Source organism: Dolichospermum circinale AWQC131C (assembly GCF_000426905.1).
GTDB lineage: Bacteria > Cyanobacteriota > Cyanobacteriia > Cyanobacteriales > Nostocaceae > Dolichospermum > Dolichospermum circinale.
Genome location: NZ_KE384659.1, coordinates 53,812 through 74,817, shown reverse-complemented (window position 1 = coordinate 74,817; position 21,006 = coordinate 53,812). Strand labels below are relative to the sequence as shown.

The window sequence follows — 21,006 nt, the reverse complement described above, 5'->3', positions numbered from 1 at the left end:
TGTCAGTGTCAGGTTTTCGACGTTAGTAAGAAGCGCAATACTGTAATTAACACTAGATTGAATGGTATCTGTGCCTTCGTTGGCATTTTCGGTAATGGTGTCAGTGGTGCTATCAACAACGTAAATATCATTGCCTGTACCACCGTTAAGGGTGTCATTACCAGCACCACCGTTAAGGGTGTCATTACCAGCAAATCCATTTAGGATGTCATTACCATTAGTACCAATCAGGTTATCATTACCATTAGTACCATTGATCGGAGTCGGAGTAACAGGTAGTTTAATCTCAATGATCCCTCGGAGGGGTTTAAGGTTATTGGGGTAATCATTCCATTTACCAGGAGACCCGAAATTCATCACTACATAATCTTCACCCTGTGGTCCGCCATTATCTGGTTGACCGGTAAACCAGTTAGCGTAAGCAGATGTTTCATTACTTGCCCACTTGAACTGGCCTTCTGTTATTTTATCTGTATAGCCAATCCATAATTCCTCAGTACCACCAAAGGTACTGACTAACCAATTTTGCTCTGCTGCTGTGTTAATAGTGACAAGATTTCCACCTAAACTTAGGGCTTGAGCTTGAGCGTCTTCCCATGTACCGAAGAAGTCGGTGAGGAAATAGGTACTACCGTTATAAGTGGGTGGTTTGATCTCAATGATCCCTCGGAAAGAATTCAGGTCATTGGGGTAATCATTCCATTTACCAGCAGACCCGAAATTCATCACTACATAATCTTCACCCTCTGGTCCACCATTATCTGGTTGACCGGTAAACCAGTTAGTGTAAGCAGATGTTTCATTACTTGCCCACTGGAACTGACCTTCTGTTACTTTATCTGTATAACCAATCCATAGTTCTTCAGTACCACCAAAGGTATTAGTTAGGAAGCTTTGTTCGGCTGCTGTATTAATAGTGACAAGATTTCCGCCTAAACTTTGGGCTTCATCTTGAGCTTGTTCCCATGTACCTGAGAAGCTGGTGAAGAAATAAATACTGCCGTTATAATAAGCATAAGTGGGTGGTGTAGCTTGTTTGATTTCAATGATGCCTTGGAGGAGTTTAAGGTTATTGGGGTAATCATTCCATTTACCAGCAGACCCGAAATTCATCGCTACATAATCTTCACCCTGTGGTCCACCATTATCTGGTTGACCGGTAAACCAGTTAGTGTAAGTAGATATTTCACCACTTGCCCACTTGAACTGGCCTTCTGTTACTTTATCTGTCAAACCGATCCATAGTTCTTGACTACCACCAAAGGTACTGACTAACCAATTTTGCTCTGCTGCTGTATTAATAGTAACAAGATTTCCGCCTAAACTTTGAGCTTGAGCTTGAGCTTGTTCCCATGTCGAGAAAAAGCTAGTGAGAAGATAAGTGCTGCCGTTATAATTAAACATGAAGATGACCCTTTATATTGTTGATAAACATTGACCAAATTCAAATATGTATTTTGCAAAACCTTGATAGAGAAATTCCCCCTGTAAGGATTCTGGATTGTACATTTTTTTTTGGATATGTCTAACGGTTGCATGCCCATGATATCGGATACACTAGGCAATTTGGCCAGGTCACTGTGGCACTTGTTGAAGTGGACGAGGCTTGTGTCCGATTTTTTTCGGTCAAACTGATAATAAGCACATAAAAAGTAAACTAATGAATACCATAGCATCTACCCTAACTTCTATTCTCAGCACGGAAAATGCTGTTATCTCCTGGGAAAATCTCGCCCCCACCCAAAAGCAGAACCTAGAACAGAGTATAGACTCTAAAAGTTATCCCATTTGCGTCGTTTATCCCCATAGCCAGGCGGAATTAGCCGCAATTATCACCACCGCCAACAGTCATCAATGGCGTGTTCTCACTTGTGGTAGCGGTAGTAAAATCAATTGGGGTGGTTTAGCTAAAAATATTGATATTATTGTCAGTACCGAACGCATTAACCAACTCATAGAACACGCTGTGGGTGATTTAACTGTCACCGTGGCAGCAGGAATGAAATTTGCCCAAATTCAGGAAATTTTAGCAAAATCTGGACAAACTTTAGCCCTAGATCCTGCTTTCCCAGAATCAGCTACCATTGGTGGTATTGTTGCTACTGCTGATACAGGTTCTCTGCGTCAACGTTATGGTGGTGTACGTGACCAAATCTTAGGTATAACTTTTATCCGCGCTGATGGAGAAATCGCTAAAGCCGGGGGACGAGTTGTCAAAAATGTGGCAGGTTATGATTTAATGAAGTTATTTACTGGTGCTTACGGTACTTTAGGTATTATTAGCCAGGTCACTTTACGAGTTTATCCTATTCCTGAAACTTCGGGAACGGTGCTATTAACTGGTAAACCTGAAGCCGTATCTTCAGCAGTGAGAATTTTACAAAGTTCAGAATTAACACCAACTCAAGTTGATTTACTATCAAGTAAGTTGGTGACTAGTTTAACTTTAGGAACGGGAATAGGTTTAATTACCCGGTTTCAAAGTATTCATGAAAGTGTTGAAGAACAATCGCAACGACTTTTAGCAATTGGTGAAAAGTTAGGTTTACAAGGGGTGATTTATCAAGGAGTTGAGGAGTCTAATTTATGGCAACAATTACCAAACAAAATATATGATCATCTTACAGAGTTTACAATTACTTGTAAAATAGGAGTATTACCAACTGCTGCGGTGGAAATTATCAATCAAATAACAAATATTGGTTTAATTCATGTTAGCAGTGGTTTGGGTTTGGTGCGTCTGGAAAATCCAGACCAGATTTTACATTTGCGGAATTTATGTCAAGCCAATTCTGGTTTTTTAACTATTTTATCCGCACCTGTTGAGTTAAAAAAAAGGTTTGATATTTGGGGTTATAATGGTAATAGTTTGGAGGTAATGCACGGTATTAAACAACAATTTGATGGTAATTTGATTTTAAGTCCCGGTCGCTTTGTGGGTGGGATTTAAGATTTGAGAAAATGAACCACGAAGACGCAAAGAACGCGAAGTTAAGAGGAAGATAAGAAATGCAAGTTTCGGAAGGTTTGGTGCATAATACTGCTAGTATTAAGAATTTACAGGGTTTTGATGGCAATTATCCACCTGATCCTAAGTTAATTGATAGTTGTGTTCATTGTGGTTTTTGTCTGTCTACTTGTCCTAGTTATCGGGTATTAGGAAAGGAAATGGATTCTCCTAGAGGACGTATCTATTTAATGGATGCTATTAATGAGGGGGAAATTGCTTTAAATACCGCTACTGTTGAACATTTTGACTCTTGTTTGGGTTGTCTAGCTTGTGTCTCTACTTGTCCTTCTGGTGTGCAGTATGATAAGTTGATTTCAGCTACTAGACATCAGGTAGAAAGAAATTATCATCGCAGTTTACCTGATAAGTTAGTTCGACAATTGATTTTTTCTCTGTTTCCTAATCCTGATCTTTTAAGAATTTTACTTTTTCCTTTATTAGTTTATCAAAAGTTAGGGATTTCTAAGTTATTACAAGCAACTGGTTTAATTAAGGCTATATCTCCCCGGTTAGCTGCTATGGAATCTATTTTACCGGAAATTACTCTTAAATCTTTTCAGAATAATTTACCAGATATCATCCCCGCTCAGGGTGAAAAAAGATATCGGGTTGGTGTTATTTTAGGATGTGTACAAAGGCTGTTTTTCTCTCCTGTAAATGAAGCAACTGTCAGAGTTTTAACTGCTAATGGTTGTGAGGTGGTAATTCCTAAGTCTCAAGGTTGTTGTGCGGCGCTTCCTGAACACCAGGGACAAACGGAACAAGCGAAAACTTTAGCAAGACAAATGATTAATAGTTTTGCTGATACTAATGTAGATTTTGTGATTATCAATGCTGCTGGTTGTGGTCACACTTTGAAGGAATATGGTCATATTTTAGCAGATGATCCAGAATATGCACAAAAAGCTAAAATATTTGCTGCGAAAGTAAAAGACTCACAGGAGTTTTTAGCTAATATCGGTTTAACTGCTAAACTTTCACCTCTGACTGAGAAAAATCTGACTTTAGTTTATCAGGATGCTTGTCATTTATTACATGGTCAAAAAATTAGTGTCCAACCTCGTCAACTATTAAAACAAATTCCAGGAGTAACTTTAAAAGAACCCATAGACGCAGCTTTGTGTTGTGGTAGTGCGGGTGTTTATAATATGTTACAACCGGAAGTTGCGGAAGAATTAGGTAAACAAAAAGCCCAAAATTTATTAAATACTGGTGCTGATTTAATTGCTTCTCCTAACCCTGGTTGTAGTTTGCAAATTAGTAAATATTTACCAGGTAAAACTATTTCTATTATGCACCCTATGGAATTATTAGATTATGCTATTCGGGGTGAGAAATTGGAGATTTAGAAAGTTATAAGATCCATATTCCCCAATACGATTCGGTTAACCAAAAATCCCAATTTTTGTAATTCTAAAGGATTTATGATTGCGTTCCGTTATTGAGAATACTGTCAATTATTAATCTGATCCGAAGCGTATTGAGGGTGATATCTTCATTGTTCCTGATCATTCAAGACTAACAACTACAGCTTGACCTTTTACTAAAGTAGATAAAATATCTACAATCTTGGGAACTAAAGGTTTCAAATCAATTAGTCTATTAGAAGATGCTTGTAAAACAACTACAGCAATATTAAACTGAGACAAATTTTGCTGAAAAGATAAATTTCTATCAACCGTAATAAAAACATCAAATTCTTGTTCTACTAAAGCCAGTAGTTTACCATTTTTAGTTCCTGCCCATCCCATTTGGGGAACTGTTTTGATTTTATAACCTACAAATTCCTTAGTTAACCTGCGGTCAATACACTCATCTAGAAGCAGTTTCATCCTAAGCTACCTTGTTAATCATTTGTTTTCCTGCTTCTTCTAAGAATGTAATGACTTGTTCTCTAGTGACAGTGGGAAAACCATCTAAAAAATCATCTATTGAATCTCCTGCTGTTAAATAATCTAAGAGTGTTTGTATAGGAACTCTTGTTCCTGTAAAAACAGGAGTACCACTCATAATTTCAGAAGAGACACTGATAACTGAAGGATGATTAGACATTGTAATTGTATTTGATATTTTCAAGTTATATTCCTAGTTTAGCCATAAAAAAGAAGTCGGTGATTTTATTTATCCTGTCAATTATCGTTCCCAAATTAAATTCATGGCCTTTTTTATGATCTCTTGTCGTTCGACTAATTGGTTTAATTCTTCTGCTTCATATTGACCTTCAAAAGCTTCAATGGCTGCTTTTTCTAATGCTAAATCATAAGCATCTTCTAGAGTTGTTGCTAATTCTGTTTCACTCATATAAGTTCCTTTTGCTTTTTCACGAGAATTACTGCGTTGAATTTGTTTGACAGAATTGCGAATAAAAAAATTCCAAGACCTAGTGGTGCGGTTTTCAGCAGCTTGTTTAATTAGGTGTAGAAGTAAAATGATGCCATAGCTAAATATTTTATTCAGTTTATCCGATTTGCTCATTTCTTCTAATTCTTCGACAATTAACAAGGCTTCTGTGATATTACCTTGGTGTAGAAGTTCTTTGAGGGTAAGTAGTTCTTCCATGGGCTTGATTTTCCTAATTTTTTATCGCTAAGGTTAATCCGTCTGCTATGGGAACTAAACTTATGGTAATTCGGGAATCTTGGTGTAATTTGCGATTAAAACCCCGGATTTTATTGGTTTGATTATCCTGTATTTCTGGATCTGCTACTTTACCTGACCACAGTACATTATCAATGGCAATTAGTCCACCACTACGAATTAATTTCAGACACTGCTCGTAATAATTTTCATAGTTACCCTTATCAGCATCAATAAATGCAAAATCAAATGTCCCCGCTTCTCCTACTGCCAATAAATGATCTAATGTTTCTAAAGCTGGTGCAATATGCAAGTCAATTTTATCAGCTACTCCCGCTGCTTGCCAATAACGACGGGCTATACTTGTATACTCTTCACTGACATCACAAGCGACTATTTTCCCATCTGCGGGTAAGGACAAAGCAACTACCAGGGAACTATAGCCAGTAAATACACCTATATCTAGTGTCTTTTTTGCTCCTAAGAGTTTAATTAACAAGGCCATAAATTGTCCCTGTTCAGGTGATATTTGCATTCGGGACATTGGCATCTGAGCGGTTTCTTGACGCAGTTGGGTTAAAATTTCCGCTTCTCGCAGGGAAACTGAAAGTAAATAATCATACAAATTTTGTTCTAATCCCAGTGTTTGTTTTGACATGATTTATATTTATTAATTATTTTATGATAGTTCTTCCTTATCGAAATCATGATAACAAATTTAAAATCAAATGTCAACCCCAAAATCCTCTTTTAAAGCCGATTTTTTTGCTACTATGTTAGTACGTTGCATAACAATAGTTGGTTGAGGGGTTCTTGATGACTGTTTATATTATTCGTCCTAAGACGACATCAGTAGCACGTTCTTTAAAATTAGCATCGAGAAAATTCACCCCCGAAAGTCGTTCCTCCCAAGTTGCAGAAGTGGTGAATTTTTGGCAAGAAGATTCTGGATATCAAGAAATTACCAGTTATTTAGAAGATGCAGATACAATTACCCAATATCCCACCTACTCAAATATTACAGGTGCTAAAGTTGTTTATATCCCTGATGAGGAAATAGAACAACTACGTCAAGATTTACCTAATGCTTTAATTTTACGCGATTTCCCAATAGAGTTAATTCAGCCAGAAAGAAATTTAACAGGGACAAAAGACACAATAGATCAAAATGATATTTGGCATTTAGAAGCGATATCTCTTCTTAAAGCACGTCAAAGGGGATTCACAGGTACAGGTAAAGGAATAACTGTTGCAGTTCTCGATTCAGGTATAGACGCAAACCACCCAGAAATAAAAGGTAAAGTAATTGCATCTTATCGTTTAAATCCCAGAACACAGGAGATTCAAACTGTACCATCTGAAGATACAGATGGACATGGTACTCATGTTGCTGGTTTAATTTGTGGACAAGAAGTGGGAGTAGCACCAGAAACCCAACTTATTAGCGGAACATTAATACCGGGAGGTACAGGTAAATTATCAGATTTATTTTTATGGTTAGACTGGTTAGCAATGCAACCGGAGGTAAATATAGTCAATATTTCCGCAGGTATTTCCACATTTATTGATGAAATTAGCGATTTAATTGACTCCTTATTAGCTGTAGGTATATTACCCGTTTGCGCTGTGGGTAATGATGGTATAAATAGAAGTGATACACCCGCTAATTGTCGAGGTTCACTTTCTGTAGGTGCGATAAATTCCCATTATCAAGTTGCAGCTTTTAGCGGTAGTGGCACAATCACAATTAATAACCATCAGTATCAAGTCCCCTATTTAGTTGCACCGGGAGAAGGTGTTTATTCTAGTGTTAAGGGTGGAGGTTATGAAGCTTGGAATGGCACATCTATGGCCACGCCGATTGTTTCTGGTGTGGCTGCGTTAATTTAATATTAGAGAGATATCCAACAATGACATACCTGGATTTATTTAATGAATTGCTTTCTAATTGTCAAGATTTAGGATCGGATAACCAACGTCAAGGTCAACGTCAAGGTCAAGGTTTAGTTCAAATACCAACTGCACTGTACTAAACACGGTTGGGAAATGGACTTTTAGAAGATTATGAAAAGCCAGATTTGTAGGGGTTTAGCATTGCTCATTGTCAAATTAGGCTAAAAATGTCTTATATGTTGGCTGACAAACCCCGCCCAGAAATGAATTTCCGGGCTAATAACAAAAGTAAACTAAAGTTTACTCGAAAATTCCTGAGTTATTTAGTCATCTTTAGATGACTTTTGCTATGAGACTGGGAATTCATTCCCAGGCGGGTTAAAGGTTTTACTGGGAATTCATTCCCAGGCGGGTTAAAGGTTTTACGTTAAGTTAACAACCCCTACTGTAGAATCAAATTATTATGAACCTTAAAGAAGACCAAATTAGTAAAATAGACCCTTTGCTGGAAGAATTTTTAATGAATGCAAGGGGTGATGAAAAGATTCGGGTAATTATGACATTGGGTGATGAAAATCAACTCAGGAATAACCAAGCCTTACCAATGCTTGAACCTGGGAATTTTCCTTCACCTATTGCTTATAGACAAGCATTAATTGAACGGCGAAAAAATCAACTTTCTGAAGTTATAGGTAATACAATTCAAGAATTACAAAACTTGTCTTTAAAACCTCTAGGTGGAACAATGAGCCGTGTTGTAGTTGTGGAAGGTTCAGCAACAGATATATTAAATTCATTAGAATTATCTGGCGTAAATAATGTTAGTTTAGATCAATTGGTGGGATTACCGGAAGTTGCACCTGATGAAGCAGTTAATCATTTTGCTCAATTGTATATTAAAATTTTAGGAAGTGACTTAGATCAGAAAACCAAAAAATTAATTTATCAAGCATCTAAACAATACATTCTTAACTATCAAAAGCGATATAATCGGTTGCGAGTTTTGGGAATGTCACAACCTGTAAATTTAGATTATATTTATACAGAAGTTCAATGTTTACAACCTGATGAGATGAGGAATTTTGAATCAGTAACAGCTTTAGAAAAAAATTATCGTCACAATGGTAGTCCCAGATTGACTAATGAAAAATCTGCAAGAGAAAATGGAATAATAATTGCTAACCAATATACACATTTAATGATATTGGGACAACCGGGTGCAGGTAAATCTACATTTCTCAGGAAAATAGGACTGGAAGCACTCAAAGGTAAATCTGGACAAATTCAGGGAGAAATTATTCCTGTTTTACTAGAACTTAAACAATTTACCACAAATGAAGTTAATATATACAATATTATTGAGCAAGAATTTATATCATGTCAATTGCCATTAGCAAAAGAATTTACTAATCAATTATTACGACAAGGTAAATTATTACTTTTATTAGATGGATTAGACGAAGTACCTAATAAAAATTTTGAGCTAGTAATTGATAAAATACAAGAATTTGTTAAGGAATATAAGCAAAATAAATTTGTTATTTCCTGTCGGACTGCTGCTTATCGTCAAAAGTTCCAAAACTTAAAAGAATTTATTATTGCGGATTTTGATGATCAGCAAATTCAACAATTTATTAAAAACTGGTTTTATTCACAAGTAGATAAACAATTAGGAACTGACCAAAAATGCTGGAATAAAATTAACACTCAAGAAGCTACCAAAGAATTAGCCCGAACTCCCTTATTATTAACTTTCCTCTGTTTAGAGTATGATGAATCTCAAGATCTACCAAAAAAGAAAGCTACATTATATGGTAATGCTTTAGATATATTGTTGAGAAGATGGGCCGCAGAAAAGAGATTACCTTATGAACCAATTTATCGTCAACTTGGGATTGATTTAGAAAAAATCATGTTGGCTGAAATTGCTTATGATAATTTTGCAACAGATAAGTTATTTTTCTCCCAGCCAGAAGTTTTAAATCAAATTCAAAAAGTTCTAGATAATAATGATAATGCACCGAAAAATTTAGATGTTGGGAAAATCTTGGATGCTATTACCATTGAACAAGGAATTTTAGTCGAACGTGCTAGAGATGTTTTTTCATTTTCTCATTTGACCCTACAGGAATATTTAACAGCCCAATATATTTATGATAATCGTCTAGTTGAAAAATTAGTGACTGAACATCTGACAGATAAACGCTGGAAAGAGGTATTTTTATTAGTTGCGGGGGTTATGCGGGGTGGTGCAGATGATTTATTGTTATTAATGGAAAAGGAAGTACAAAAATATATCAATACCCCAAAATTACAGGCTTTATTAAATTGGGCGGAAAATGTCACAGTAGGATCTCCAGGTAATTATAAACCAGTTGGGAAACGTGCAGTTGCGATCGCCAATGCTAACGCCATTGCCAATACCTATACTAACGCCATAGCTATTGCTGATTCCTACGTTAATACTAAAATCGACTACATCGTCAATGCCATGAATAATGCCCATTCTTTTATTTGTACCTATCAATATGCACGACCAAATGCCTACATCAAGGGCATTAATTACTTCGGTGAAATTGAAAAATTACAAATCTTTAATCAAAAGCTCAACTTTACTGTGTTACTTGCTCAATTACAAACACTCAAAGCTAAAATACCTGATGATAAACAACCAGAAGAAGTACATCTAGCTTTTGCTGAACAGTTTATAGAAACATTACTCAATGGTTTTAATCTCACCCCAGAAATGGTTAATTTATCTGAAGAAGAAATCAAAGACTTAGATAAATACCTCTACGCGAATTACTTAATTATTCAATGTAAAGAAGCAGCATTAAGTGTATCAAAACAAATCTGGGAAACAATAGAAACGCGGATGTTATTAGTAAAGAATAATTAAAATCTAGAGCATTGTTTGTCACTCTCCGCGCCTCTGCGTGAAAAAAATCATTGCATTAATCAGCAACACCACAGGGAATATATGTAGAGATGTTACGGTGATCGAAATTTCTGAAAAAAGTGTTAATTTGCCCTTTAGAATTAAAGATTATTCTGTAAACTCGCTTGCATCAGAGGGAGGTATTTATGAGTCGTCCCATTATTCTTGGTATTGTCGGTGATAGTGCTGCTGGAAAAACAACCCTGACTAGAGGTATCGCGCAGGTACTCGGTCCTGAAAATGTGACTATGATCTGTACAGATGATTATCACCGTTACGATCGCACACAACGGGCAGAGATTGGTATTACAGCATTACATCCTGATTGTAACTATTTGGATATTATGCAGCAACATTTATCGCTGCTACGAACAGGACAACCCATTCTGAAACCAGTTTATAGCCACAAAACAGGGACTTTTGAACCACCGCAATATATCAAACCCAGTAAATTTGTCATCATCGAAGGCTTACTAGGTTATTCTACTCGGATCGCTCGTGATGCTTATGATGTTAAAGTTTACCTCGCACCTCCTGAACCACTCCGCGCTAATTGGAAGGTAAAACGGGATACTCAAAAGCGGGGATATACTCCAGAACAGGTATTAGCGGAATTAGATAAACGTGAACCAGATTCAGAAGCGTATATTCGTCCCCAGCGTCAATGGTCAGATATTGTTGTTAGTTTCTATCCACCTAATAATGAAATAGATGAAACTAATGGACATCTAAATGTGCGGTTGGTACTACGTCCTTCTATTCCTCACCCGGATTTTACCAAAATTATTCACGCTGGACATAGTGATTCCCAGTCAGCTATCCGTTTGGGACTGGATAGAGATATGGGAAAACCAGTGGATGTTTTGGAAGTTGATGGTCATGCAACTTTGGAGCAGGTGAATAAAATCGAACAAATTATGTGTGCAGATATGCCCTATTTAAAGAATGTTTGCGATCGGGAAATTAACCCAGAATTGGGGAGAATTGCGGGTACAACTGGAGAAACTCTGCAAAGTTACCCCCTTGCTCTTACTCAATTAATTATTACTTACCATATGCTCAAAGCTACGCAAATTTATCAGTAGAATTTTACGTAATTTGAGGTGAGTTTAAAAGGTGCATTTTCATAGTTTTATTAAACGCAGATAAACGCAGATAAACGCAGATGAAGATGGATAAATTTTCCCTGAACTTAGTTCCGAAAACTGGTGTTGCTGGGTTGGAGTATGAAACCAGGAAGATATCAAATCTCAAATTGGTATGACTTATTGTCTTAGAATAGCCGACTTGCCTGAAAATGAACGCCCTCGTGAAAGATTAATGACTCATGGACCGAAAATTTTAGCGACAGCGGAATTAATCGCTATTCTGCTGGGTACTGGCCAGGGTCCTGGTAAACTCTCGGCGGTCGGTTTAGGGCAATATATATTACAGCACTTGGGTAAAGGTCAGTGTGATCCCTTAGCTGCTTTACGAGATGTCACTCCTGCTGAGTTGATGGAAATACCGGGTGTGGGACCGGCTAAAGCGACGACGATCTTAGCCGCAATTGAATTGGGTAAACGTGCTTTTTTATCCCGTCCCTCTGACGGGACAGTTATTGATAGTCCTATGGCTGCCGCTGCCGCGCTTAGTCAAGATTTGATGTGGCAAAACCAAGAGCGATTTGCAGTGCTGCTATTAGATGTCAAAAATAAGTTATTAGGAACAAAGGTAATTACTATTGGGACTGCGACGGAAACTTTAGCCTCTCCCCGTGATATTTTTCGAGAAGTGATTCGTCAAGGTGCTACACGGGTAATAATAGCCCATAACCACCCTTCTGGAAATCTAGAACCCAGTGAAGCAGATATAGAATTGACTCGTCAATTATTGGCTGGTGCGGAACTTCTAGCTATTCCTATTTTAGATCATTTGATTTTAGGTAATGGCAATCATCAAAGTTTACGAGAAATTACTACTTTGTGGGATAATTGTTCTCAGGTTGATTGATCATAGGATTCCTTGGTGTCTGAGATCATGAATTTGTCTCACGCAGAGGCGCAAAGATCGCAGAGGAAGAGAGAAAGGAGAATTTTTAAAGATGGATTTTATCACTATTTTAGGATTAGTCGCAGGTGTATTAACTACGGTCGCTTTTTTACCGCAAATGTTCCAAATTTGGCTGACAAAATCGGCGAAAGATGTTTCTTTTGTGATGTTAATTATTTTTATGAGTGGGTTGTGTTTGTGGTTAATTTATGGCATCATTATCGGGGCTTTACCAATTATTATGGCTAACGGGGTGACATTATTTTTTAATTTGATTATTCTATGGCTTAAAATTAAATATAGATAACTTTTAGATAACTTTACTAAAATACTGTGACATCATCTTTATTTGACTCGGAACGTCTTCTTTTTACGCCCGTAACCCCCAATAATGACTCTATTCCCGTGATTTTCGCTTTTCCTAATGAGTACACTGTGGGGATAACTAGTCTGGGTTATCAGGTGGTGTGGGCGACTTTGGCTATGCGTGATGATTTACAGGTAAGTCGTTTATTTACTGATATCCATGAACCACTTCCTAGATATCCAGAATTATTAGGTTTTTCTATGTCCTGGGAATTAGATTATGTGAATATTTTTCATCTTTTGGAATCTTTGGAAATCCCTATTCGGGCTAATTATCGTGATCAAAATCATCCGCTAATTTTTGGTGGTGGACCAGTTTTGACGGCTAACCCAGAACCCTATGCTGATTTTTTTGATATCATTTTATTGGGAGATGGTGAAAATCTGCTTGGTGATTTTATAGATACTTTTAAAAAAGTCAGAAATGCTGATAGGGAAACTCAATTAAAAACTTTATCTCAAGTCCCAGGAATTTATGTTCCTAGTTTATATGTAATAGAATATATTACACCAGATGGGGCAATAAAATCAATTAATCCTATTGATTCGGAAATTCCGCCAATTATTCAAAAGCAAACTTATCGAGGAAATACTCTTTCTGCTTCTACTGTGGTGACGGAAAAAGCCGCTTGGGAAAATATTTATATGGTGGAAGTGGTGCGAAGTTGTCCAGAAATGTGTCGCTTTTGTTTGGCTAGTTATTTAACTTTACCTTTTAGAACTGCGAGTTTAGAAACTTCTTTAATTCCGGGAATTGAACGGGGTTTAAAAGTTACTAACCGCTTGGGTTTATTGGGGGCTTCTGTCACCCAACATCCAGAATTTACGGAATTATTGGATTACATTAGTCAGCCTAAATATGATGATGTGCGGTTGAGTGTTGCTTCTGTGAGAACTAATACAGTTACAGTTAAATTGGCTGAAACTTTGGCGAAACGCGATACAAGATCATTGACAATTGCTGTGGAAAGTGGTTCAGAAAAAGTCCGTAAAATTGTTAATAAAAAACTGTATAATCAGGAAATTATGCAAGCGGCTATTAATGCAAAAGCTGGTGGTTTATCTAGTTTGAAACTCTATGGAATGGTGGGAATTCCAGGGGAAGCAGCCGAGGATATAGACGCAACTGTAAAAATGATGGAAGATGTTAAAAAAGCTGCGCCTGGATTGCGTTTAACACTAGGATGTAGTACATTTGTTCCCAAGTCTCATACTCCATTTCAATGGTTGGGAGTTAATAAACAATCGGAGAAGCGGTTGCAATTATTACAAAAGAAACTCAAGCCCCAAGGTATAGAATTTCGACCAGAAAGCTATAATTGGTCAATTATACAAGCTTTGTTGTCCAGAGGCGATCGCCGACTTTGCCAATTATTAGAATTAACCCGTGATTTTGGGGACTCTTTGGGTAGCTATAAACGCGCTTTTAAACAACTGAAAGGACAAATTCCCAATTTAGATTTTTACGTTTATAGTAATTGGTCAACTGAGCAAATTTTACCCTGGAATCACTTGCAAGGACCACTACCTCAGTCTACATTAATTAAGCATTTAATAGAAGCTACAAACTTAGAATTAAATCATGAGTAATGCAAACAGCTAAATTGTACAATCTTAATATTCCTAGATATTTATTGTACTTCGGGTAGGATAACTGCTAAAATTACGGGTTAAATGCAGTATAGGTGAAAACCAAGGTCGAGGTTTCTCGACCCTAATGGTTTTCTAATTTTATCACTGTATCTGACTCAAGTACATATATGTACTTGTGTGGTCAGGGAACAGGGAACAGGGAACACAGGAAGAAAGACAGAATTGATACTTACTGAGTCTTGTATGACTACGCCACGGAAGCTATCAAAAATCAAATAGGAGTCCTATATCAGTGTATTAAATTTATTTTCCTTCTATAGCAGCGACTATACCAAAGATGATAAATAGAAAACCGCCTAAGAAGGTAATTTGTCTTTCGGAAATTTTACCTGCTATTAATTTACCACCAATGACGGCGATCGCTGCACAAATTGCGTGTCCTAATATTGCGCCGGCTGTAACACCAATGGGGTTATTACTGGCTGCGAGGGCTATGGTGGCTATTTGTGTGCGATCGCCCCATTCTGCTATAAATGTTAGTACGAAGGATTTTAGTAAAATTGACCAGACACTTTTTTGCTGGGAATTATCTAAATCTGCCTTTTCTACCGCCTCTTGTGCCTCTTCTACGACTTCTTCAGTAGCAGATACAGGCATTTTATTAGCATCATAAATCAACTTCAAACCAAAGGCAATAAACAAAACTATTTCGGCATAATGAATGTAGATTTTTGGTAATAAAGACACTACCTGCCCAAATGCAACTGATAAGATAGTCATAGCCGCTAAAGCAGCTATCACACCAGAGAACACCAAGCGCCGTGGGTGGTGCATGGACAGAATCACGGCGATAAAAAAGGTTTTATCACCTAGTTCAGAAATGGTAATTAGTAATAAACCGGCGGTAAAGGCTGTTAACACTCTCTCAAACTCCTCAAGGATTTTTTACCTGTGTGGAGTATCAATGAGAGCCATAAAACCTCACTGAACTCCACACTTTTCAATGTGTAGTCAGTGAAGGTCTCGCTTTCAAATACTTTGTTTATTCGCTATCTAAACCAGGTTCATCACCAGTATGTTGATTTAGATATACTGAACAGAAAATCTTGATTTACTGTCAGCAGCTACTCCCCTTCCATTAGTTGTACATAATAATCTTGTTGAGATTAAAAGTCAAGGCTTTTGGAAAGGAAAAATATGGCAGCACGGCGACGGTGAAGCCAGAAACAGTTCTGTTAAAATAGATTGATACTAATTTGAGATTATGACCTATTTAGAAACCGCAGCCCAATTTTACAGCCAAGTTGCTCAAACACCAGAAGTGGGGCTATGCTGTGTCCAAAGTACACCTTTACAATTACCAGGGCTGAAAATTCCTCTGGCTATGCAGGAAATGAACTATGGTTGTGGAACTACAGTTCATCACAACGAACTTAATAATGAACCGACAGTTCTCTATGTTGGTGTTGGTGGTGGTTTAGAAGCGTTACAATTTGCTTATTTTTCTCCTCGTCCTGGTGCGATTATTGCTGTTGAACCTGTGGAGGCTATGCGAGAAGCTGCAATGCGTAATTTAGAAATTGCTGCAACAGAAAACCCCTGGTTTGATACTAGCTTTGTTGAAATTCGTCCTGGAGACGCTTTTAATTTACCTGGGGCTGATGCTTCGGTGGATATAGTAGCGCAAAATTGCCTTTTCAATATTTTTGAACCAACGGATTTAACTCGCGCTTTAAAGGAAGCATATCGAGTATTAAAACCCGGCGGTCGCTTACAAATGAGTGATCCAATTGCTACCAGTCCAATTCCTGATCATTTACAACAAAATGAACATTTACGCGCTTTATGTTTATCCGGCGCTCTTACATATCCAGAATATACTCAACTAATAATTAATGCTGGTTTTGGACAAGTGGAAATTCGCGCACGTCGTCCTTATCGTTTATTAGATAAACATAGTTATCAACTACAGGAAAATATCCTTTTAGAAAGTCTTGATTCTGTGGCTTTTAAGGTGGAAATCCCCTCAGACGGGGCTTGTATTTTTACTGGTAAAACAGCAATTTATGCGGGTAAGGAAGAATTTTTTGATGATCAATCTGGACATATTTTACAAAGGGGAATTCCTGTGGCTGTTTGTGATAAAACGGCGGAAAAGTTAGCAGTTATCAATGCTGAAGAAATCATTATTACTGATTCTACATGGTATTATGATGGTGGAGGATGTTGTTAATTCTATACAGTATTTTCCTCCGCTATTAAGTACAGTTTTCTATCCTCAAACCTGTAAGGGCGGGGTTTCCCCGTCCTCAATAGTATTTTATTAGAGCGAGACTACTATGATTCTTGAATTTCCTTTTGTAAAGCCTGAACTTGCTGAAGAGATAATTCCGTAACCTCAGCAATTTGTTGTAAATTCATGCCAGTTCGTAACAATTTTAAAGCAAACTTTCTGGTTGCTTCAGCTTCACCTTCTTGTTTACCTTTAGCTTCACCTTCAGCTTTACCTTCTTCTAAAGCTTCTTGATAAACTCTGGTTTGTTTCAACTCACTTAAACCTAACATAGCTTCAATCTCCTTTCTGCTTTTTTTGGGTAATTTGTAGACGATAATTGTCTCAATCAGATTAATTAAATCCCGTTTAATTTTGGTATCAGTTAGTTGTTGGTTTGCTTGGGCAATTAAACGTCTTGCTAATGCTGGTGCAGCCTTCTCTGTTTCTATTACTAGTTTAACAACTCCCACCCCTAAAGAACTCTCTCCCAACTCGTCTAAATAAATGCGTGTAACTCTTTCAAGCAGTAAGATTTCCCCAAATTGTACATTCTGTTCTCTTTCTATATTACGACTAGGATAGATGATTACAGCTTGCCAAGGATGAGGAGTTTTGTATTGTCGCAGGTAGAGAAAAAGCTCTGCAAAGAGACGATAATATAAATCATCATCGGGTTGAAATTGAACCTCAACAATGTAAAATGGCTTTTTGGCATCTTTGGTGGTTGGTAAAAATAAACCGTCTAAACGAAAAGCCAGTTGTTTAACTTCACGAGAGGTAAATTCATACGTACCTGCTTCTGTGGGAGACTGGTTAATTAATTCAAAAAAGATGCTAGGAAATGCTTGAAATAAGCTATAGAAAATTGTATCGGTTTTCACGGTAATTGAGTAATTCTTGTATCTAATCTAGCTGAGGTTTCGCGCAATCTCTCTTAGAGATCCCGAAGGGTAGAGGCAAAGGAGCAAAGACGCAAAGCAAGAAAACTCTCGTTTCCACGCAGAGCATGAGAAGGAGAGAATAGGAAAAACTAGAGAGAAAATGGGGTAAAATTCTCAGATTTCTCATCTTTGCTTTTATTTCTCAACTAAGTATGGTTTAATTTAGATGGAATAAATAATTAATTTTATTAAAATGGCTGTTTATGCCTAAACAAGATCCCGCAAAATTAAAAAAAGTATCCATTAGTCTTCCCTTTGGTATTGGTGCTGCGGAATGGGAAGCGGACACAACAGAACGGAAAGCCGCTTGGTCGTTGTATGTAGAACTGGTGACACGGGTTGCTGTGCAGTCTTTAGAAGTTGACCAGGGGTTAGTGCGGGAAGCGTTAAATTCTTTGTATAGTTTATTTGGAACTACCCGCGAAGTTCTCAAAGCGGCTGGACCTGATGTGGGTGCTTCTAAGAACTCAGTTGGGGGTATTGCTATTGCGGTGTTGAATAATGGGTTACGACCATTTTTAGCTAAATGGCATCCTATTTTACAAGCTTGGGAAGCAAGACGGCCTATGGGGGTAAGTGTGAAGGAACACGAGGTGAGTTGGTCTGAGGAAGGAAAGTTGCGAAGCGAGTTGGCTGCTTTGCGAGGTGATTTAGAAGAGTATGCGAAGGCTTTGGCGATTATTGCCGGTGTGGAGGAGTAAAATGTCTGATAACCGACTACAATTTGATGTTTTCCTTGCTCACAATAGTAAAGATAAACCCGAAGTTATAAAAATTGCCAACAAACTACGAGAACGTGGTTTAAATCCTTGGTTAGATAAGGAGCAAATTTTTGCTGGAGACAATATTCAAGAAGTTGTTTTTCAAGGAATTTCGCGGTCTAAAGTAGGTGCTTTTTTTATTAGCCAAAATAGATTGGGAGCTTTTCAGAGGAATTTAGAACTTGGTGCAATAATACAATTGTTTCTTGACAAAAAAGAAACCGGTTTTCGTGTAATTCCTATTTTACTTCCTGATATTAGCGATATTCCAGATGAATTATTTCATTTAAAACAGTGGGCTTGGATTAGGTTTACTAATTCAAATGTTGAACAAGATGAAGAAGCATTACAGGATTTAATCCGTGGTATCAGAGGACGGAATTTTCAATATCCCTCACTAAATAATACTGAACCAAAACCGGAAAAGTTTTTAGATATTCCTGTTACCAGTTTTAAATTTGAAACAGCTAAGTTAATTTTAAAATCTGGTGTTTTTGGTTTAGGAAAAAGTTCGGAAATTCAACGCATTACCAAAAACGCAAATTATTTTGGCGAAGATTTGGGAAATGGTGTAATTCTGGAAATGGTAGCTATTCCCGGTGGAACTTTCAAAATGGGTTCTCCAGAAAATGAGGAAGGTTATGATTCTTCTCAAAGTCCACAACATGAAGTTACTGTTCCCCCGTTTTTCATGGGTAAATATCCAGTTACTCAACAACAATGGCGAGTCGTGGCTGCCTTACCAAAGGTTAACATTGATTTAAAATCTGATCCATCTTATTTTAAAGGTGATAATCTGCCTGTTGAGTGTGTATCATGGAATGATGCTCAAGAATTTTGTGCCAGACTTTCCCGAATGGCAAATAAAACCTATCGTTTACCTACTGGAGCCGAATGGGAATATGCTTGTCGTGGAGGAACTACTACCCCGTTTTATTGTGGGGAAACAATTTCTACGGATTTAGCTAATTATAATGGTAACTACACTTACGGGCAGGGACAAAAAGGACAATATCGACAAAAAACCACAGAGGTAGGAATTTTTCCCGCCAACCCTTTTGGTTTATATGATATGTGTGGGAATGTGTGGGAATGGTGCGAAGATGATTGGCAGGAAAATTATATAAATGCGCCTAAAGATGGCAGTGCTTGGACAAGTCTAAGCGTTAATAAAAAGCTGCTGGGCGGCGGTTCTTGGTACTACGATCCTGGTTATTGCCGTTCGGCCTATCGTCTCTATAATGATGCGGGCTTCGACTACAGCTGCTACGGTTTTCGTGTTGTGTGTGGTGCTGCGTGGACTCATTAGCACTTTACACTCTTGCTCTTTTGCGCTCTGCGCTCTTATTCTTTTCACTCTCCTAGCGTAACGGAGTGGAGCGATCAAAAATATTTTTTTAGATTTTGGTAATAATTTATGAGTTGTTCATCCATAATATAGGAAACTTTCGATTTAGTCAAGTGGTATTGAGTTTAAATCACAAAAATGGTGTAAGCCTTACCAAGCTAGAAATATTTGACTATATTTTTAGTAAATATGTCCCAATTATCAATAGTCTGTCACTTCCCCTTGTCTCTGAGGTTGAATGACCTTTAAAATATCCTCTTATAGTCGTGCTAGAGATGCTTCTATGATTACACCTTTTTTTCAGCAGATAGATTCTCCTTTAACAAAAAAGGAAATTAATGTTTTACAAGTTAATTTGGGAAAACTTTGTAATTTAGCTTGTAACCATTGCCATGTAGAAGCTGGTCCGAAAAGAACTGAGGAATTAACACCGGAAGTTTGTCAACAGTTAATTACTTTAATTGGTAGGTTTCCGCAAATTAAAACGGTAGATTTAACTGGTGGCGCTCCAGAAATGAATTATGGTTTTAAGTTTTTGGTAGTAACTGCTAAAAATGCAGGTAAACAGGTCATTGTCAGATCAAATTTGACGATTTATTTTGTGGAGGGATTTGAGGATTTACCAGATTTTTTGGCTGAGAATCAAGTCAGAATTGTCGCTTCTCTTCCCTGTTATTTAGCAGATAATGTTGATAAGATGCGGGGAAATGGTGTTTTTGATCAATCTATTCAAGCTTTGCAATGGTTGAATAAATTAGGTTATGGTCAAAATCCAGATTTGATTTTAGATTTGGTGTATAATCCTCCATTACCAAATAGTGAAAATTTTTCTCTCACTCCTGAACAGGAAAATTTAGAAAAGGCTTATAAAACCTTTCTGTCTGAAAAATTTGATATTCGATTTAATCATCTTTTTACGATTACTAATATACCTGTGGGGAGAACAAAGTTTCATTTAGAAAGAAAACAGCTTTATTCTCGCTATTTGCATTTTTTGGAATCTCACTTTAATGCAAATACAATTGATGGTTTAATGTGTCGTGAACAACTTTCAGTTGATTATTTAGGGAATATTTATGATTGTGACTTTAATCAAATGATGAATTTACCTGCTCAAACTAGTAATGGTGAAAAGTTGACTGTGAGTAAATTATTAGAAATTGGTAGTTTAGATATAATTAATGAAGTCCAAACTGCTGAATATTGTTATGGTTGTACTGCGGGTTGTGGTTCTAGTTGTGGTGGTGCTATAGTATAAATTTTCAAAATACCG

At 37.2% G+C, this 21,006-nt stretch carries 20 protein-coding genes; 13 read left to right on the top strand and 7 right to left on the bottom strand.

The window, feature by feature from the left end; genetic code table 11:
• Positions 1–1,404, bottom strand: a 1,404-nt coding sequence (locus ACIR131C_RS26405; RefSeq protein ID WP_051347652.1) for a lectin-like protein, incomplete at its 3' end; no start/stop codon positions are given.
• A 256-nt stretch (positions 1,405–1,660) separates the two neighbouring features.
• Between ACIR131C_RS26405 and ACIR131C_RS0121095 the strand changes: the two genes are divergently transcribed.
• Both ACIR131C_RS0121095 and ACIR131C_RS0121090 read left to right on the top strand, forming a co-directional pair.
• Positions 1,661–2,950 (top strand): FAD-binding oxidoreductase, encoded by a 1,290-nt coding sequence (locus ACIR131C_RS0121095; RefSeq protein ID WP_028091752.1) that lies wholly within the window; start codon positions 1,661–1,663, stop codon positions 2,948–2,950.
• Between the two features lie 59 nt (positions 2,951–3,009).
• Entirely contained in the window at positions 3,010–4,359 is a 1,350-nt protein-coding gene (locus ACIR131C_RS0121090) for a (Fe-S)-binding protein (protein ID WP_028091751.1), read from the top strand.
• A gap of 159 nt (positions 4,360–4,518) precedes the next feature.
• Here the strand turns inward: ACIR131C_RS0121090 and ACIR131C_RS0121085 are convergent, their stop codons facing one another.
• The 4 genes from ACIR131C_RS0121085 to ACIR131C_RS0121070 all read right to left on the bottom strand — a co-directional run bounded on the left by ACIR131C_RS0121085 (position 4,519) and on the right by ACIR131C_RS0121070 (position 6,245).
• Positions 4,519–4,842, bottom strand: coding sequence for a DUF5615 family PIN-like protein (locus tag ACIR131C_RS0121085; protein ID WP_028082763.1), 324 nt, complete (start codon positions 4,840–4,842; stop codon positions 4,519–4,521).
• 1 nt (position 4,843) lies between these two features.
• Positions 4,844–5,062 carry a DUF433 domain-containing protein gene (locus ACIR131C_RS0121080; protein ID WP_028082764.1) on the bottom strand — a complete coding sequence of 73 codons (219 nt, stop codon included), beginning with the start codon at positions 5,060–5,062 and terminating at the stop codon, positions 4,844–4,846.
• Between the two features lie 81 nt (positions 5,063–5,143).
• Complete coding sequence (locus ACIR131C_RS0121075) at positions 5,144–5,569, bottom strand: DUF29 family protein (protein ID WP_028082765.1); 426 nt, start codon at positions 5,567–5,569, stop codon at positions 5,144–5,146.
• Between the two features lie 13 nt (positions 5,570–5,582).
• On the bottom strand, positions 5,583–6,245 hold the full coding sequence (locus tag ACIR131C_RS0121070) for a class I SAM-dependent methyltransferase (RefSeq protein WP_028091750.1): 663 nt from the start codon (positions 6,243–6,245) through the stop codon (positions 5,583–5,585).
• 158 nt (positions 6,246–6,403) lie between these two features.
• Here ACIR131C_RS0121070 and ACIR131C_RS0121065 point away from each other — a divergent pair, with 158 nt between their 5' ends.
• The 7 genes from ACIR131C_RS0121065 (at position 6,404) to ACIR131C_RS0121030 (ending at position 14,405) form a co-directional block, all read left to right on the top strand.
• Complete coding sequence (locus ACIR131C_RS0121065) at positions 6,404–7,477, top strand: S8 family peptidase (RefSeq protein WP_028091749.1); 1,074 nt, start codon at positions 6,404–6,406, stop codon at positions 7,475–7,477.
• 20 nt (positions 7,478–7,497) lie between these two features.
• The gene (locus ACIR131C_RS27150; RefSeq protein ID WP_269208818.1) at positions 7,498–7,620 is read left to right on the top strand and encodes a hypothetical protein; all 123 of its coding nucleotides are present in this window, start codon (positions 7,498–7,500) and stop codon (positions 7,618–7,620) included.
• Between the two features lie 323 nt (positions 7,621–7,943).
• Positions 7,944–10,379, top strand: a complete 2,436-nt coding sequence (locus ACIR131C_RS23725) for an NACHT domain-containing protein (protein ID WP_035372666.1) — start codon at positions 7,944–7,946, stop codon at positions 10,377–10,379.
• 185 nt (positions 10,380–10,564) lie between these two features.
• Positions 10,565–11,503, top strand: a complete 939-nt coding sequence (locus ACIR131C_RS0121050) for a phosphoribulokinase (protein WP_028091748.1) — start codon at positions 10,565–10,567, stop codon at positions 11,501–11,503.
• A gap of 175 nt (positions 11,504–11,678) precedes the next feature.
• The gene (radC, locus tag ACIR131C_RS0121040; RefSeq protein ID WP_028091747.1) at positions 11,679–12,410 is read left to right on the top strand and encodes a RadC family protein; all 732 of its coding nucleotides are present in this window, start codon (positions 11,679–11,681) and stop codon (positions 12,408–12,410) included.
• 91 nt (positions 12,411–12,501) lie between these two features.
• Entirely contained in the window at positions 12,502–12,756 is a 255-nt protein-coding gene (locus tag ACIR131C_RS0121035; protein WP_028082771.1) for a SemiSWEET transporter, read from the top strand.
• Between the two features lie 26 nt (positions 12,757–12,782).
• Positions 12,783–14,405: a B12-binding domain-containing radical SAM protein gene (locus ACIR131C_RS0121030; protein ID WP_028091746.1), complete on the top strand. Its 1,623-nt coding sequence runs from the start codon at positions 12,783–12,785 to the stop codon at positions 14,403–14,405.
• 306 nt (positions 14,406–14,711) lie between these two features.
• On the opposite strand, the gene ACIR131C_RS0121025 is transcribed toward ACIR131C_RS0121030, so the two are convergent.
• Positions 14,712–15,329, bottom strand: a complete 618-nt coding sequence (locus ACIR131C_RS0121025; protein WP_028091745.1) for a TMEM165/GDT1 family protein — start codon at positions 15,327–15,329, stop codon at positions 14,712–14,714.
• Positions 15,330–15,672: 343 nt separating this feature from the next.
• Between ACIR131C_RS0121025 and arsM the strand changes: the two genes are divergently transcribed.
• Positions 15,673–16,641 (top strand): arsenosugar biosynthesis arsenite methyltransferase ArsM, encoded by a 969-nt coding sequence (arsM, locus tag ACIR131C_RS0121020; protein ID WP_028091744.1) that lies wholly within the window; start codon positions 15,673–15,675, stop codon positions 16,639–16,641.
• Positions 16,642–16,745: 104 nt separating this feature from the next.
• On the opposite strand, the gene ACIR131C_RS0121015 is transcribed toward arsM, so the two are convergent.
• Positions 16,746–17,564 carry an Rpn family recombination-promoting nuclease/putative transposase gene (locus ACIR131C_RS0121015; RefSeq protein ID WP_028091743.1) on the bottom strand — a complete coding sequence of 273 codons (819 nt, stop codon included), beginning with the start codon at positions 17,562–17,564 and terminating at the stop codon, positions 16,746–16,748.
• Positions 17,565–17,827: 263 nt separating this feature from the next.
• Between ACIR131C_RS0121015 and ACIR131C_RS0121010 the strand changes: the two genes are divergently transcribed.
• From ACIR131C_RS0121010 to arsS, 3 genes are all read left to right on the top strand, one after another.
• Complete coding sequence (locus tag ACIR131C_RS0121010; protein ID WP_028091742.1) at positions 17,828–18,325, top strand: hypothetical protein; 498 nt, start codon at positions 17,828–17,830, stop codon at positions 18,323–18,325.
• Position 18,326: 1 nt separating this feature from the next.
• Complete coding sequence (locus ACIR131C_RS27425; protein WP_035372665.1) at positions 18,327–19,694, top strand: SUMF1/EgtB/PvdO family nonheme iron enzyme; 1,368 nt, start codon at positions 18,327–18,329, stop codon at positions 19,692–19,694.
• A 277-nt stretch (positions 19,695–19,971) separates the two neighbouring features.
• Positions 19,972–20,991, top strand: coding sequence for an arsenosugar biosynthesis radical SAM (seleno)protein ArsS (gene arsS / locus ACIR131C_RS0121000; RefSeq protein ID WP_051347651.1), 1,020 nt, complete (start codon positions 19,972–19,974; stop codon positions 20,989–20,991).
• The last annotated feature ends 15 nt before the right edge of the window (positions 20,992–21,006 follow it).